Source organism: Leptonema illini DSM 21528 (assembly GCF_000243335.1).
GTDB classification, from domain to species: domain Bacteria; phylum Spirochaetota; class Leptospiria; order Leptospirales; family Leptonemataceae; genus Leptonema; species Leptonema illini.
In genome coordinates, this window is the sequence record NZ_JH597773.1 from 3,430,629 (window position 1) to 3,446,709 (window position 16,081).

Genomic DNA, 16,081 nt, shown 5'->3' on the forward strand with positions numbered 1-16,081 from the left:
CGAGGATTTTTGTCGTCTAAAGTGCTTGAACGGTAGCCCTCTCGCAGTTCTCTCGTTTACGCTGGATTTTTGCGCCGTTTTTATGCATGACCTTTTACGTAAGCTTACATTATTCCCTCTTCGCCGTCTGATTCCGATTCTGTTGCTCGTCGGTTTTTCCGTCTCGCTGGTTGCACTTCTGGCGCTTTACAGATCGGGCTATCGCAAGAACGCCATAGATCTGCACCGCAGCACCGCACAGCATTCTATCGAAGTACTCACCCATCTTCTCGAAAACGACAGTCAGCTTTTCGAAAAGAGCTTTTCGATGCTCGTTCGGCCATCCGATACGGGCATCGTGCTGATCACCGATCAAAAAGGCATCGTGCAGTATTCCAATCAGCGCCTGCTCGCCGGACAGCCCGTCGACGAGGTCTTTGAGCTGCTTCGCCTGGCCAGAGGGATCAATCGTCAGCGCATCGAACAGAGTATAGACGCTGCACAGACCTCGTACATCGACTCGGGCAGCCGACAGATCCTCTACAGACCTTACAGAAACGATATGCAGCACGGCCACGTCATCTACGTGCTCGATCTCTCTGACATGCTGTACTCTTTCGACCGGAATCTGCTCTCTTTCGTCCTGCCTGCCCTTGCCGTCGTCGGGCTGCCGCTTCTTGTCTTTGGATTCCTCTACATGCGCCTGTATCATAACCGCCTGAACAGCCTCATGGAAACGACCGAAGCTCTGAGCCGCGGAGAGCTCGATGTGCGGGCCGAACTTTTCGGTCGCGACGAGATCGCCGCTCTTGGAGAACGCTTCAACCGCATGGCGTCCAAGATCGGCACGCTTGCCTACAGAGATTCATTGACCGGCATCCGCAATCGAGCGGCCTTTGAAGAGGCCGTGCAGCATCAGCTTCAGTTCAATACGCCTGGAGCGATGATCTTTATGGACCTTGACGGCTTCAAATACGTCAACGAAACCTTCGGGCATAATGTCGGCGACCGAATGCTGCAGCTTGTAACCGGCCGCATTACCTCGCTGATTCCAGGAAACGGTATCTTTGCTCGCATCGGCGGCGATGAGTTCGCCGTTTTCGTTCACGACTACCGTGACATCACGGCACTTCAGATTCTCTGCGACCGCATCATTCACTACGTGTCGCAGGATTTCAATATCGACGGCATCCATCACCATATCGGCGTCAGCATGGGCCTTGCCCTTTTTCCAGAAGATGGAACGACGTTTCACGAACTGCTCATGCATTCCGACCTGGCCATGTACCAGGCGAAGCGATCGGGCAAGAATACCTTCATGATGTTCAGCGACACGCTGCGTGACGAGATGAAGCGCAAGACGGTGCTCATGAACTACCTTCATCATACGTTCCGCAAACATCTCGTCGCCGACGACTTCTTCACCGTCTACCAGCCCATCATCGACGTCGATACGGGAATGCTCTCGCACATGGAATCGCTTGTGCGCTGGCGCGGCAAAGAAGGCATGCGAGCCAGTACGGCCGAGATCATTCCGTTACTTGAAGAGTCGGGGTTGATCCGGGAGCTTGGTTATTTTGTATTCGAGCGCGTCACGGCCGATTTTCGGCAAATCATCGACGAGCTGGGTGATAGCGTCCCCGATCTGAAGATTACGATCAACGTTTCGTTGATTCAGCTGCTTGACTCAAGCTTTCTACGTCAGATCACCGACATCGTGACCCGGTACGGCCTGCATCCGCAGCAGATCATTATCGAAATCACCGAAACGGCGCTCATGCAGCAGCCCGAGAAGATGATCCGCATCCTGAATTCGATGAGCGAGCGCGGATTCCTTTTTGCCATCGACGACTTCGGCACCGGTTATTCGTCGCTCAGCTACCTCAAGCATTTGCCGGCCGCCTATCTGAAGATCGATCAGTCCTTCGTGAAGGATATTTCCTTCGACGAACGCAGTCAGGTCATCGCCCGCTCCGTAATTGTTCTTGGTAAGGCGCTTGGCCTCAAGATCATCGCCGAAGGCGTCGAGGACCAGGAGACGGCGCATATGGTCTCTCGTCTCGGTTCAGATTATTTGCAGGGATACTTCTGTTCCCGACCGCTTCCCTTCGCCGAGACGCTCAGCCTGATCCGCGGGCGTTTCCGTTTCTTTGTTCCCCGGCCGGCAGGCGAAGGGCTTCCCGAAGCCCATTCAGTTGACGGTTAGCCTCCTCGTAGCCGGCATGCAGGATCTCTCGCTGCCTGTGAAAATCGAACAGATCAAAAGAGCCGACGTCGGGATTCAGTAAAAAGTCGAAATCGTTCAATCGGAATTTCAAAAGCTCCCGGTTTGCCACCGAGATCGAGCGATTCACGATTTTTAGAATGGGCGGCAGATTCACAAAGCGGTACACGCCTTTCAAGCCCTCGCGTCGATTCACGCCCGTCCGCGCTGAGAGCGGATCGGCGACCGGAGACACGTTGATGCCCACAACGTGCGACAATCCGTTCTGCCGCAGAATCTCGCCGGGAAGGTTATTCATCACGCTTCCATCTACAAGCGTGCGTCCGTTCCACTCGACAGGCGGATAAATCCCCGGAAGGCTGACCGTACAGCGCAGGGCAAAATCCAGCCATCCGGAATCAAACATCACCATCTGCCCGCTTTTCAGATCGGCGGCATTGCAGAAAAACGGCAAAGGCATATCTTCGATGCGAATGCCCCGAAAGACGCTTCGCAAAAGGTCGGCCAGCCGGTGGCCGCCGAAGAAACTGACAAAAGGCAGCCTTTTATCGAGGATGGCATCGGAATGAAAGAGGTAGCGGCCGATCATCTTGCGGATCTCTTTCGCCGGAAGCTGCAGGGCATAGAGAGCGCCGATGACGGCTCCCATCGATGATCCGCTGACGGCATCGAATTCGAGGCCTTCTTGCTCGAAGACGTCAAGGCAGCCGGCATGCGCCAGGGCCCTGGCGCCGCCGCCTCCAAGGCAGAGCCCGCGCGAGCTCTGTAGCAGCTGCCGGGCCAGCCGACGCGTGGCGCCATTCACGACGGGATCCATCCTCCAGCCCTGAAAAACAGGCAGCTCGCCGGGCTTCTGTCGGCGATCGACGTTTGTCTCGCGAATCGCCCGACCCACAGAGGCGGCCGGCCGCTCTTTTCGGTAAAAGACCAGGCTTTCGTCGGCGTCGTCGAGCATGGCCTGCGCAGCCGGGGAAGGCCGGTTTGCGAGGTCGACAAGCACGAGATCGAAGGTGCGGCGCAGGCCCGAGAGCAGGTCGTGCAGGTTGAGGCGCAGCTGCTCCTCCTGCCCGTCGACGAGAAGCGGTTCGAGGTTCAGGATGACAGGCAGGTCGGAACTCCGACCGGATTCGGGGCCCTGTAGCTGCTCGATCAAGTTCCGGTCCTTCTCGAAAATCAGCGGCGAGCTCTCGTTCAGGGTCAGGATGACGACGCGCTGCCCTTCTTCACGGACGGCCAGGGCCAGGCTGAAGACCATCCGCCCGGATCGCTCTTCCTGTTCGGGGTAGCTGACCGAGCAGATGCGCCCCGGATGCAGGTCGGCCGGCGCATCGAGCGTGCCGCGAAACCTCTCTGACAGGATGCGGATGAGCTCCCGCCCCACCGACGGCACCGACTCGATCAGGCGTACAAAGCTCTCGCCCGGGATGACGATAACCGAGCAGTCAAACATCGCCCGGGCCGACGACGAATGCCCGCTGCCCGAAAGCAGGCTGACCTCGCCGCAGATGCTTCCACGCCGCTGCAGGGCGATGAGCTTCTCGCCCTGATAGATGCCGATCTCGCCGGAATGCACGATATAGATGCGGTCCGAGGCGTCCCCCCGGCGAAAGAGGAACTCCCCCCGCCGGATCATACGCATTTCGCTGCTGCGGATGAGTTCCTCCATCTCGGTCGGAGCTCCGCCGAGGCTGCGGAACAGAGGAATATGGAGGAAAAAGTTTCGCAAAATGTGGGTATCCTGGTTGAATTCCGTCATGGTTCGATTTTTTTGGATCTGTCATCTCCCCGTGATCTAACATGAAACATAGCACCTCCCATCGGAATTGCCCTTCTTCGGGCAAAACTCTCTGCGGGCGTCGACGCCTGCCAGAAGATGGCAAACCTAAAGACGAATGCGGTGTGTATGGTATTTTCGGATCTGAAGAAGCATCCAATTACACCTATCTCGGCCTTTATGCTCTGCAACACCGCGGCCAGGAAAGCGCCGGTATCGTCTCTTCTGATGGCGAACGTCTGTATCGCTATGCCGGCATGGGCCAGGTCGCCCATGTTTTCGAGAAAGAGAAGCTCGATCAACTCTACGGCCATGCCGCCATCGGTCATAACCGCTATTCTACCACAGGCGCTTCGTTTCTGCGCAACGCACAGCCGATCCGGGTCGACTCCAATCTGGGCAGCTTTGCGCTGGCCCATAACGGCAACCTTGTAAACGGATGGGACGTGCGCAAAGAGCTCGAACGTAACGGCTCTATCTTTCAGACCACCGTCGATTCTGAGGTCATCTTTCATCTGATGGCGCGAAGCGGACTCACCGACTTCCTTGACGCTTTCATCGCCGCCCTTCGCCGCATCGAAGGCGCCTACAGCCTTCTCGTTCTCACGTCCACCGCACTCTATGCAGCGCGCGATCCGATGGGATTTCGTCCGCTTGTCATGGGCCGCCATAAGAAGTCGGGCGCCGTCGTCTTCGCCTCTGAAACGTGCGCCTTCGACATCACCGACGTCGAATACGAACGCGATATCGAACCGGGCGAGATCGTACGCGTCACCGACCAGGGCGTTGAGAGCTTTCATCCGTTTGGAGAAACGCCCGAGTCGCTCTGCATCTTCGAGAACATCTACTTCTCACGTCCCGACTCCTATATCTTTAACCGATCGGTCTATGAGGTACGCAAGAATCTCGGTCGCGAGCTTGCCCTCGAACATCCCGTCGATGCCGATTGTGTCGTCGCCGTTCCCGACTCCTCTGTCGTCGCCGCCCTCGGCTACGCCGAACAGAGCGGATTGCCTTACGTCACCGGCCTGATCCGCTCGCACTACATCGGCCGCACGTTTATCGAGCCCGAACAGAAGATCCGCGACTTCGGAGCGCGCATCAAGTATAACGTCGTGCGTTCGGCCATCGAAGGCAAGCGCATCGTCCTTGTAGACGATTCGATCATGCGCGGCACGACGTCACGCAAGCTCATCAAGATGATGAAAAACGCCGGAGCAAAAGAGATCCACATGCGCATCTCGGCTCCGCCGACGCGATTCCCCTGCTTTTACGGTATCGACATCCCCACGCGAAACGAGCTCATCGCCTCGTCGCATACGCCCGAAGAGATCCAGAAATACCTGCGCGTCGATTCGCTCGGCTACATGAGCGTCGAAAGCGCCCTGCGCGCCATGGAGATTCCCGGCGTCGCCTCGAATCGCTGGTGCGACGCCTGCTTTACGGGGCGTTATCCGATCCTCTTCGATTCAAGCGAATACGGAAACCAGAAGGATCTTTTTACGGAGTTCATGATCGAAGAGGTCAGGTGAAACTGAACGCCATTACACCAGGCAAATCGTGATATGCAAACCCGGATTTTTTCTGAACCAAAATTCCGTTTCAGTTCAGATCGCTCAATCGTGCACTGACCTGTAGCTAAAGAAAGCTCTTAACGTTTTTTAATTTTTTTTGTTAAGATTCTGCAATGATTGACAGAATTGAAACAGAGTATCGGATCGCTTCAGGCCATGGATTCGTGGATTACTCTGTGGCTTTTCTTACAAAACTAAAACCTTTTTGGAGGATCCATATATGAAAAAAACCACTCTTATTCTTGCGTTGTTTGCCCTTGTTGGCTTTGCATCTGCCTGTGCCGACAAGAAAGACGATGACGATTCATTGCTGCTGGCCGGCCTTCTCTTAACCGGATCAAGTGGGCCCACCGTTGGCACCTGGGCAGCTCCGACTGCAGGAAGCGCCACTCTCGGTTCATGCATCACCAGCAGCGGTGGGACGTCCCTCTGTACGACGAACTACCCTGAATCGTCCTGTTCTCTATTGATAACGACCTATGGCTTCAATGCCATTTTCAGCACCAGTACGGGAGCAACCTCGGTAAACACGGCAGATAACCTGTGCGTCAGCAACGGCTATACAAGCTGTACCAGTCAGGGCACCTACCTGCAGTGCTCTAAATAACTGCACCGAGTGTTGACCACACCCGCAAGACCCTCTTCGGAGGGTCTTCTCTTTTAAGAGTCGAGGCAACGCGCCAGTAAACACCGCACACTGCTTCCAATAAAAAACCCCGCAGCAAGGCGGGGTTTTTCGTTCGTTGTACAGAATCGCTCAATTACTGAATCGCCTCGATCACAGAAAAAACCGCAACGACCGATCTGCAATCCCCGGCCTCTCAGCCTTCGAGATTCTTATTCGCGAAATCCCAGTTTACCAGGTTGCCGAGGAAGATGTCGACATAGTCCGGACGACGGTTCTGGAAGTCGAGGTAGTAGGCATGCTCCCACACGTCACACGTGAGGATGGCCTTCTGCCCTTTCACCAGAGGAAGCTCGGCGTTCGGCGTCTTCTCGATCTTCAGCTTGCCGCCGTCGAGCACGAGCCATGCCCAGCCCGAACCGAATTGCGTCGTCGCCGCCGTCTTGAAGGCCTCTTTGAATTTGTCGAAGCCGCCGAAGTCTGCGTCGATTTTCGCAGCAATGGCGCCCGTCGGAGCTCCGCCGCCGTTCGGCTTCATGGAGTTCCAGTAGAAGGTATGATTCCATACCTGGGCGGCATTGTTGAAAATACCGACTTTCGCGGCGTCGCCATAGGATTCTTTGATGATCGTTTCGATATCGGCCTTCTCAAGCGCCGTGCCTTCAAGCAGCTTGTTGCCGTTGGTTACGTAGGCTGCGTGGTGTTTGCCGTGGTGAAATTCGAGTGTGCGCTCGGAGATATGCGGCTCCAGAGCCTTTTTGTTATACGGGAGTTCCGGTAATGTCAGTGCCATAGGCTGTAATTAAGACTCAATTGCACAAGCAGTCAATTGATTTTCCTGATCATTCGACCGCCGCTTGATCGCCGCGAGAGCTCAATGAGAGCAGACGGTCGGCCTGTCCGCGGATGGTCTTGATGCGGTCTCGCAGCATGGTCGAATCTTCCATGATGCGCTGGATGTCTTTCTCGAAGGTTTCCATGGTGCGAGAGATCTCGGTCTGGCCTTTCAGCTGCTCCTCGATGCCTTCAAAAACCCGCGTCGAGTATTCGTTGATCTGCGCGATGCGGTTAATCAAGGCCGAGTTCAGTCCTTCGTAGCTGCTGTAAAGCTCCGAGACCGTTCCGATGACGGCGCCCATCTCTTTTACCTGTCCGAGCTGGCTGCCGGCCAGCTCTTCGGTGAGGCGCGAGGCGTCGCGGCTTTCTGAAAGCAGGCCGCCGGCGCCGCGCACAATGATCGAAATCTTTTTTGCGTTATCGGCGGTGAACTCGGCAAGTCGGCTGACCTCGTTGGCGACGACGGCAAAGCCGCGCCCCGCATCGCCGGCACGAGCGGCCTCGATCGAGGCGTTCAGAGCAAGCAGGTTCGTCTTGTCGGCGATCTCGCCCATGATCTTGTTGATTTCATCGACGTCCTTGAAGGCGCCTTCGATCTTTTCGAGAATGCGCCGCGTATTCGCTACGGATCCGGTAACGGATTCCATGCTCGTCTGTGTGCTCTGCGTATGATCGAGCATCTGCCAGTTCTTCGCAGAGAGGTCGCTCATCATGCCTTTCATCTTTTCGGAGTCGTCCGTCAGCCCTCTGATGTCGGATTTCTGCTTCTGCACCGATTCATGCGAGCTGCGCGAAGCGGCGCCCAGCTCTTCAAGAGCCGCATTCATCTGTTCCAGAGCGGCAGCCTGTTCGTTCATGCGATCGGTGATGCGCTGAATATAGCTCTGAAAATCCTCGATCGATTCGTTCAGATGCTTCGCGCTGTCTTCGATGGCCGTTCGCTGATGCTCGATGCGACGGATCAGGTTCCTTGCGTTATCATAAAGATGCTCGGTTTCGCCTTTCAGACGAAGCAGCAGACCGAGAAGGCGCGATACGATGAGCGAGGCGGCGAAGATGAAGATAACCTTGAATCCTTCTCGCGAAAGCGAATGATGATTCGGCAGCTTCAGCTTCGACGCATCATTGGTGAATACGACGCCCGAATAATAATGCGAGATAAGAAGCGTCGCCGCCACGATCAGAGCAAGCAAAGCCCCCGTAAGTATAGTAAAACGCGGAGATCCGATAAAGGCGGAGTAGACGATAACAAAGACGACGATGATGTAGAGGATAGAGTTCGTCAGCTGCGATCCGGCCTGCTCTTTCAAGAAAGAGCCAAGAAGAATCACACCGCCGATGGCAAGGGCGTCGACGATGATGCCGAGGCGATTGTACCAACCGATGAGCAGACCTTTACGCAAAACGAAATACGTGATGAGGGCATAGACGGCCATAAAGGCGACGGCGACGATATAGCCGAGCGTCATCGCAGTGTGGGCCGATTTCAGAGTTCCGATGATGGTCAGAGAATAGAGGAGGATGAGGCCAAATCGAATCCAGTTTACGGTCACGATTCCAAGCTTCCAGATCTTCTGGAAGTACAGCTGCTGCGACATATATTAGAGGACGGCAAAAGCCGCTTCCGCCGTAAATAAGAAAACGCCGTTCAGAGAAATTCTCAGGATTGGTTGCCCTGTAAAGGCAAGCAGGTGCTCTTTGGGCCGGTCTTAAAGCCCGCCAGGCAGGCCTTTGCGGATGCGCGCCCTCGCATTGTGGCTGTGCAGAGATTCCTGATGCTCGACCTCGGCCGACCAGTCGAGGATGCGCTCATCGTTGTTCAGCGTCTGGTAGAGCTTGCGAGCGACATGTTCGACAAAGATCGGATGCGATCCGTTCAAAATAGCGAACGCCTGTTCATCAACGCGCTTCACAAGCACCTGCGTCTCTGTGGGGATGGCGCCACGCAGGATCTGAACCAGCTCTTCGAGATAGAAGTTTTCTTCGGGATCGACCTCGACGGTCACCCGCGCCACGGAACGCTGTGCATGCGCCGCCGCGATGCCGTTGCCCTCGGTCGTCAGTCCGCGACGGTACTCGTCTTCGTACTGATGCGCGAGAGAAAGCGAACACGGACACGTAGAAGAGTACTCGTATTGAAGGCCGAAATAGAGTTTCACTTCGTTGCCGATCTTGCGCCCTTCGATGAAGCTGCGATAATACTGCCATCCGCTGTTGTCGCTTTTCAGGGATTGCTGCCGAACCGGATACGAAAAATCAAGCCTGACGTGCGCCTCTTCAAACGGATCTTCGTCGGGCTCATCGCGCATCTCTGTTTGAAAGCGACCGAGCAATCGGTGAATCATCTGCGAGCGCACCGTGTCTTTGTTGCCTTCATCCTGTAAAATGAGACAGAGGCGGCTCATGTTGATGCCCGTTTTGCCTGCACGCAACCGCACCGACATCGTCGCCTCGGTGTCATGATTCATGACCGAGCCGTCGGCATGGCGATAGTTCAGAGGAACACGAAAGCGATTGATGCCCACCTCTTCGATGGCGATTCCCGTTTCGTCGGGCAGCTTCTGAAAATCATTCAGGCCGGATTCGTCCTGAATGGGAAAGCTCTCTCGCAAACTTGCCAGTTCTTTAGGTGTCATCTTCATCCTCTTGCGCCGGGCGCCAACCTGTTCAGGATAACGTACACCCGGCTGCTGACCACAAAAAAAGGCTACTTCTGGCTTCTTGCATCTCTTCGCACAAAGCGATGCGGCAGAAGCTCCTCGACAAGATCGCCTTCGACCGGATACATCTCTTGATTGATATGAGCGGCAAGAATCTCAGCGGCAAGCATCGAGCTCATCACTCCCCGCGATCCGAATCCACCCTGGACAAATATACGGTCGTGAACGGGCACAGTCGCCGCCATGTCGGATTTTAACAGCGACAGGGCCTTTTCGTAATCGGGCAGCGGACCGATTACGGGAACATAATCCTTCGCCTGAGAACGAAATCCGACGCGACCATGTACGGGCTTAAAGCCGTCTTCTTTCATAGGAACGCCGATCTCGGGAAACTGCTCGGCGATCTGAGCGAGAAGGCGTTCGTCAGAGGCAGGATCTCGTTCAGGGTTCTCGCTATAAGGCTCAAACGTGGCTCCAAAAACCCATCCCTTCGGATCGGGGATCACATAGTTCTCGAATACGGCCGGCCTGCGCGGCAATCGCTTCACGGTCGGGCTCAGATAACGCTCTGCCTTCTCTGCCTCACAGACAAAGAGCTGACCGCGCACCGCCTTGATAGGTAGAAAGGCCGTCTCTTTAAAGCCGGCAAGGCCCGTTCCCGATGCCACGATGACGGCATCGGCCCCGTCGTCATTCTCGGGAATCCGATCACATCGCTCGTTCAGGGTTAACCGGAACCGATCGCCGTGACTCAAAAGCAAATCGGTTATGCTCTTGCATAATGCGGCCGGTTCCGTCCAGCCTGCCTTGCGCATGAGATAGCTCTTGCGATCGACACGCCTCATAAACGAAGCAGGCAGGCCATGTGCCTGGCTGGCCTTTTCGATGCGCTCTTCAAGTTCCGTATCAATGTCTGTATTGCCGTCAGCTCCGGCGCCGATGCGTCGCACGATTCCTGTTCTGTGCAGCAGATCGCCTGCGCCGAATACAGGAAAGGACGAGGCGAGCGTCTCGCAGGCACGCAGCGTAAACCGGCTGATCGTCGTCGGCTGCGCCGTTAGATAAGGCATAAAAAGCCCGGCGGGGTTACCCGAACTCGCGCTTCCCGTTGCAGCGAGCTTCTCGCGCAGCTCGACGCTCCATCCGCGACGCAAAAGAGCAAGCGACGTCGTTAATCCGGCAAGGCCGCCGCCGATGACGATGGCATGCGGCACTTTTTCCGGTTCAGGCATGCTCTGCGTAGCGGAGTGCGGCGAATCGTTAGCTGCTTCGCTGCTCGCACTACGATCAGTGAAACGACCGACGACCATCTCGCGCTTGCTGCCGAAACCGGGCACCTTCTCTACGTGAAAGCCATGTTGCTCCATGCTGCGTCGCACGGCGCCCGCCGAGCTGAACGTTGAAATGGTCGTGCCCGGCCTGGAAAGACGTCCCACATGAAAAAAGACTTCGTCGGTCCACATGGCCGGATTCTTTGCCGGCGAAAAGCCGTCGGCAAACCATGCGTCGACCGTTCCTCCGGCCAGCGACCCGAGCATCTCTTCAGCCTCGCCGGTTAACAGTGTCAGGCGAACACGTTCATGAAAAAAGATCGTATGAAAGCCAGGCAGAGTCCAGGAAGAGGCACGCAGAACCTTTAACAGCTGCTTTCGCAGATCGGCAAGCTGTAGAAGAGCAAGAGCATCGTCGATATTGGCGATCGCAAGAGGATGCTTCTCGACGCTGAAGTACTGTAGCTGCGCATGAGCCGGAGCATTCTCGAGAAAGGCACGCACGGTGAGCAGGAAGTTCAGACCGGCGCCAAAGCCAAGCTCACCGACAACAAAAGGCCTCCGGCCGATTGCGCGAAAACGATCGGGCAGATGATTGCCTTTGATATAGACGTACTCTGACTCGGCCACTCCATCCTCGGGCGAGAAATAGATGTCGTCATAGAGCGTGGAGCGAAGGGCCATATTTTCAGTTCTCGAAATCGGCCCGTGCTGCCGATACTTTTTCTGTGGCGCGCTATTATCTGATCGCCGTCAGCTTTGTCGCCATTGCGCTCGGCTGGGACTCTTTGCTGATCAAGCCGGCTCGCCTGCTTGTCGTTCTCGTTCATGAGATGTGGCACGGGCTTTCGGCCATGGCGGGCGGTGTGCGTCTTGATACGATCCGCATTCATGCCGACGAATCGGGTGAAACGCTCGTTACCGGCCATCTACAGTTTCTCGCCTTTCTCTTGAGTGTTTCGGCGGGCTATATCGGCACCGCCTGGACAGGAGCGATGCTTCTGCGATCCGGCCTGCAACGATCGTGGGAACGAACGACGCTCGGTATCTTCACGCTTCTTCTTTTCTACATGAGCTATCTGTTTACCGATCCCGGATCAACGGCCTATCTTACAGGCCTTCTTACATCTCTGCTTGCGCTTGTGCTGCTTTTTCTCGGTCGCGACGCTTCGGGCAAAGGACTTGTCGTTCTGGGCAGCCTTTTCGTGTTTTACAGCCTTTTCGATCTGTACGATTTTCAGCGACCGCAGGCCACCGATGCGGCCATCCTTGCGCGCTATCTTGAGAGCCGCGGATTGCAGAGCGCCGATGCCTGGATCGGACCGATCTCGGTCGCCTGGACGATCTGCATCGTGCTCGTCGTGGCGCTCACTCTGCGCTCGGCCGCGCTGCACGGCGCCTCTGAGTCGCAGTCCGCGCCTCAAGAGCCCGCATTGTCGCCCGATGCCGGAGCCGGCTCCACCGACATCCCTATGGAGACACCCGGCGCCCCTCAACCGGATGCTGCCCCGCCTTCTCCGCCCGGTGCATTGCCCCCTGACTTCGCAGCACAGGGAGTTGCTACCGCGCCTGGCCCCGTTCCTTCCAACACTTCTGTGGCAGACTCCGCACCTCCGGGCTGGAACGCCGATGAGCTGGATGAGATCCGTCAGATGGTCGCTCAGATGAAGAAGTAACCGACGAGTCGGATTTCGGAATGGCCCGCCCAATCGACCGAGGCCATTCTGCTTGCCCTCACGGGCGTTACGAAAAAACTCCCCCCATGCAAAAACGGATACTGATCACCGGCGGGGCCGGATTCATCGGCTCGCACCTCTGCGAAACTCTGCTTTCCCGCGGTCATCATGTCATCTGTCTGGATAACTTTTTCACCGGACATCGCCAGAATGTAGCGCATCTTCTCTCGAATGATCGCTTCGAGATCATCCGCCATGATATTACTTCGCCTCTGAGTATTGAGGCCGATATGATCTACAACATGGCCTGTCCGGCCAGCCCCGTGCATTATCAGTTTGATCCGATCAAGACGATGAAGACGTCGGTGCTCGGCGCCATGCATCTTCTTGAAGAGGCCCGGCGTACGAAGGCGCGCATTCTGCAGGCCTCCACATCTGAGGTCTATGGCGATCCTGAGATTCATCCGCAGACGGAATCCTACCGCGGCAACGTGAATCCCATCGGCATCAGGGCCTGCTACGACGAAGGCAAAAGAGCGGCCGAAACGCTGTTCTTCGACTATGAGCGGCAGTACGGCACCGAGATTCGAGTCGTGCGTATCTTCAATACGTATGGGCCGCGTATGGATCCGAACGACGGGCGTGTCGTCTCGAATTTTATCGTTCAGGCGTTAAAAGGCGAAGAGCTGACAATCTACGGTGATGGATCGCAGACGCGCTCCTTCTGCTACGTGGACGATCTTGTACGAGGCATCATCGGCCTGATGGAAGTCGACGGCTTCACCGGACCGATGAACCTGGGTAACGACGGCGAGTTCACGGTCAAGGAGCTGGCCGAGATGGTGCTCGAACTGACCGGATCGAAATCGAAGATCACGTATCTGCCGCTTCCGCAAGACGATCCGATCAAGCGCAGGCCCGATCTCGGCCTGGCACGGGAAAAGATCGGCTATGCGCCTACCGTACCCTTACGTGAAGGTCTCGTTCGTACGATCGAATATTTTCGAAAAATTATATAATTATTATATAAAATTTCACTTCAAAATCAGCGGGGGGTCGCTGATCTGGCTCTGCATGCCCAAAATCGTCGATCACGAGAAATACAAAAAAGAGATTCTCGAAAAGTGCGTCGATATCTTCTTTGCCAAGGGTTATTCTGCCCTCACGCTGAAGGAGATAGCGGCCGGGCTTAACGTGTCCGTCGGGTCTCTCTATTATTACTTCCCCTCAAAAAACGCGCTGTTCGAAGCCATGTTTCAAATGGTAAACGACCGGTCGCTTGGCGAGCTCGAGCAGAGATTGAACGAGGTCACAGGACGACGTGAAAAGATGCAGGTCGTCGTCGACAGCGCCATCAGCGATCCATCGCTCGTGCAGAAGCAGATCGTGCTCAGCGTCGATCTCATGCGCAATACGGTGCCCATCAGGGCCGAACGTATGATCTTTGAATGGGCCCGCTCTTACCTGCGCCTGATCAGCGAACATCTTGAGATCAATATGGAAGACGCCCAGCTGCTCATGACCTATCTGGCCGGGCTCATCTATTCGTCGTATCTGTCATCCAATCGACGCATTATGAAAACCGGTATCGAGCGATTTCTCGAACTGCTCGATCACTCACCGGCCTTTCGTTAGTCGGGATCCCATCTCCAGAGCAGAATAACCCCGGGCGTTTCGGTAAGGATCGTTCCCTCTCTATCCATCTCTGCCTTCAGCTCTCCCGTCAGCGTTCCGTAGAACAGACGGTAGAGCTCTTTGCATTCCCCCGATTCTCGATCATAGAGATGCAGGCGCACACCGCCGGGCATACTTTTTTCAAACGGCGAGCCTTCATAAAATGTAAAGGGGATGGGTCGGGCCCGCAGCGGCACAAGGGCCGAGACGTGAAAGCTGCTCTGAACGCATGCATCAGCCGGTATGAGCTTCACGGTCTCGTCGATTGCGTCAAAGGCCTGATGTTTCGCGAACAGCGAATACGGATGATTCCGATCTCGCAGCAGAGCATAATCGGCGACGAGAGCCCCGATAAATACGAGCAGCAGCGCCGGGCGCACGGTGAAGCGCCGCTCTTCTGCAAGCCGGGCGATATTCGCAAGGCCGCGAATGCTCCCGGCAAAAATAAAAGGCAGGATCGTATAAGAGTAATGGCTTTCCAGTAAGGCATGCCACGGCATACCCGAAATCATGTGCAGAGACAGGACGAGGAGGACAAGCACGGTGCTGCGTAACGAGAAGAAGAGCCATATTCCCGATGAGAGAAGAATCCAGATGTAAGTATAGGGCGTTTTACGGAACTGCGGATAACGTTCGGCATATTGTTGCACATTCCAGTAGCTTTCCCAGCCCGGGGCCCCATCGCCTGCAATCCACAGGCGACCGATCATGGCGACGATCGTCCACACGAAGGCAAGCAGGCCAAGACGGAAGTAAACGGAATGCTTCATGCGTTCGAGAAACACGCGAAGTATGCTCTGCTTCTCTTTCTTCCATTCGTCTACGATCTCGAAAAAAAAGAAAACGCCAGCAAACAATCCCAGATAAACGCCCATATCCTCTTTGATGCCGGCAAAGAGCATGGCAATCAGAGGCCAGGATTGACGCAGCCAGACGGCGCGTCGGGGAATGTCTTCACGCCCGTGCAGACGCAGCGATAGCAGAAGAAGAGCCATCAGCGGAATAGCAAGAACCTCAAAATGAAACGAAAGTATCTGCCTGTACAACAGAAAGCTGTGCAGAATCGGAATCATCGCAACGGGCAGCAACCAGCGAAGCGTCGGCAACGAACGATAGGCGTAGTAAAGCCATAAAAAGAAGCCCGCAAGAAGCGTGACGAAGAGCATGATATTGTAGAAGTTATGATTCACATCGGTCGAAAGTACCATGGCCATCTTATAAAACGGCACATAGAGAAGTAACGACGGCGAGAAGTGATGGGCAAGAAAGCTGCGCGAAGATCCGGCTGCGACGTAGGGCGAGGGAAGTATATCGGTGATCGTCGTTTTCGCTATGGCCGTCGAAACGTTCGTCACATCCTGATCGGCGCTTAACAGGGCTCGATCGACCGAAACGGTGAACAGAAACAGGTAAAGGCCGAAAATGCCAATAGACGCCACAGACATCCATAAAGCGACTCGGTCGGGACTTGCAGTGAACCTTCGAAACGCATTCGCTTTTTCGCTGTCTGCCGCTCTCTCGATTTCCCTTTCTGTTTCTCTTCCATTTACTTTCCACTGCCACAGCACGAAGGCGAGAGCCATAACAAGCAGCACGATGGAACCGATCACCCCGCCCTGACAGAGAGGACGATCCGCTCCGATCAGAAAGTTCGCATCCATCACGGTCTTTTTGCAGAGCAGGGCTCCGATCGAAGGAAGGGCGAGGGCCAGTGCGGCCAGCGCTGCCACGAAGGACTGCCTACCCGTAACGGGAAACAGAGAATTCTCCTGTCTTCGTTCTTTCAT

12 protein-coding genes are annotated in these 16,081 nt (G+C 55.6%); 6 read left to right on the plus strand and 6 right to left on the minus strand.

The window, feature by feature from the left end:
- Positions 1-82: 82 nt before the first annotated feature.
- Positions 83-2,185: a putative bifunctional diguanylate cyclase/phosphodiesterase gene (locus LEPIL_RS15735; protein WP_002773916.1), complete on the plus strand. Its 2,103-nt coding sequence runs from the start codon at positions 83-85 to the stop codon at positions 2,183-2,185.
- On the opposite strand, the gene LEPIL_RS22415 is transcribed toward LEPIL_RS15735, so the two are convergent.
- Positions 2,100-3,869 carry a patatin-like phospholipase family protein gene (locus tag LEPIL_RS22415; RefSeq protein WP_169314826.1) on the minus strand — a complete coding sequence of 590 codons (1,770 nt, stop codon included), beginning with the start codon at positions 3,867-3,869 and terminating at the stop codon, positions 2,100-2,102. The two genes, LEPIL_RS15735 and LEPIL_RS22415, sit on opposite strands and share 86 nt — an antisense overlap.
- A 131-nt stretch (positions 3,870-4,000) precedes the next feature.
- On the opposite strand from LEPIL_RS22415, the gene purF reads away from it, so the two are divergent.
- Positions 4,001-5,509, plus strand: coding sequence for an amidophosphoribosyltransferase (gene purF, locus LEPIL_RS15745; protein ID WP_002773918.1), 1,509 nt, complete (start codon positions 4,001-4,003; stop codon positions 5,507-5,509).
- Between the two features lie 262 nt (positions 5,510-5,771).
- Entirely contained in the window at positions 5,772-6,158 is a 387-nt protein-coding gene (locus LEPIL_RS15750) for a hypothetical protein (protein WP_002773919.1), read from the plus strand.
- A gap of 214 nt (positions 6,159-6,372) precedes the next feature.
- Here LEPIL_RS15750 and LEPIL_RS15755 read toward each other — a convergent pair whose 3' ends face one another.
- From LEPIL_RS15755 to LEPIL_RS15770, 4 genes are all read right to left on the minus strand, one after another.
- Positions 6,373-6,969 (minus strand): superoxide dismutase, encoded by a 597-nt coding sequence (locus LEPIL_RS15755; RefSeq protein ID WP_002773920.1) that lies wholly within the window; start codon positions 6,967-6,969, stop codon positions 6,373-6,375.
- Positions 6,970-7,018: 49 nt separating this feature from the next.
- Positions 7,019-8,611: a methyl-accepting chemotaxis protein gene (locus tag LEPIL_RS15760; RefSeq protein WP_002773927.1), complete on the minus strand. Its 1,593-nt coding sequence runs from the start codon at positions 8,609-8,611 to the stop codon at positions 7,019-7,021.
- 111 nt (positions 8,612-8,722) lie between these two features.
- Positions 8,723-9,649 carry a GTP cyclohydrolase FolE2 gene (folE2, locus tag LEPIL_RS15765; RefSeq protein WP_002773928.1) on the minus strand — a complete coding sequence of 309 codons (927 nt, stop codon included), beginning with the start codon at positions 9,647-9,649 and terminating at the stop codon, positions 8,723-8,725.
- A 71-nt stretch (positions 9,650-9,720) separates the two neighbouring features.
- Positions 9,721-11,628 (minus strand): bifunctional tRNA (5-methylaminomethyl-2-thiouridine)(34)-methyltransferase MnmD/FAD-dependent 5-carboxymethylaminomethyl-2-thiouridine(34) oxidoreductase MnmC, encoded by a 1,908-nt coding sequence (locus LEPIL_RS15770; protein ID WP_002773929.1) that lies wholly within the window; start codon positions 11,626-11,628, stop codon positions 9,721-9,723.
- Between the two features lie 44 nt (positions 11,629-11,672).
- On the opposite strand from LEPIL_RS15770, the gene LEPIL_RS22420 reads away from it, so the two are divergent.
- The 3 genes from LEPIL_RS22420 to LEPIL_RS22425 all read left to right on the plus strand — a co-directional run bounded on the left by LEPIL_RS22420 (position 11,673) and on the right by LEPIL_RS22425 (position 14,255).
- Positions 11,673-12,620, plus strand: a complete 948-nt coding sequence (locus tag LEPIL_RS22420; protein WP_002773930.1) for a M50 family metallopeptidase — start codon at positions 11,673-11,675, stop codon at positions 12,618-12,620.
- 86 nt (positions 12,621-12,706) lie between these two features.
- On the plus strand, positions 12,707-13,639 hold the full coding sequence (locus tag LEPIL_RS15780) for a UDP-glucuronic acid decarboxylase family protein (RefSeq protein WP_002773931.1): 933 nt from the start codon (positions 12,707-12,709) through the stop codon (positions 13,637-13,639).
- Positions 13,640-13,694: 55 nt separating this feature from the next.
- Positions 13,695-14,255, plus strand: coding sequence for a TetR/AcrR family transcriptional regulator (locus LEPIL_RS22425; protein WP_086004587.1), 561 nt, complete (start codon positions 13,695-13,697; stop codon positions 14,253-14,255).
- Here LEPIL_RS22425 and LEPIL_RS15790 read toward each other — a convergent pair.
- Entirely contained in the window at positions 14,252-16,081 is a 1,830-nt protein-coding gene (locus tag LEPIL_RS15790; protein ID WP_002773933.1) for a DUF2079 domain-containing protein, read from the minus strand. The two genes, LEPIL_RS22425 and LEPIL_RS15790, sit on opposite strands and share 4 nt — an antisense overlap.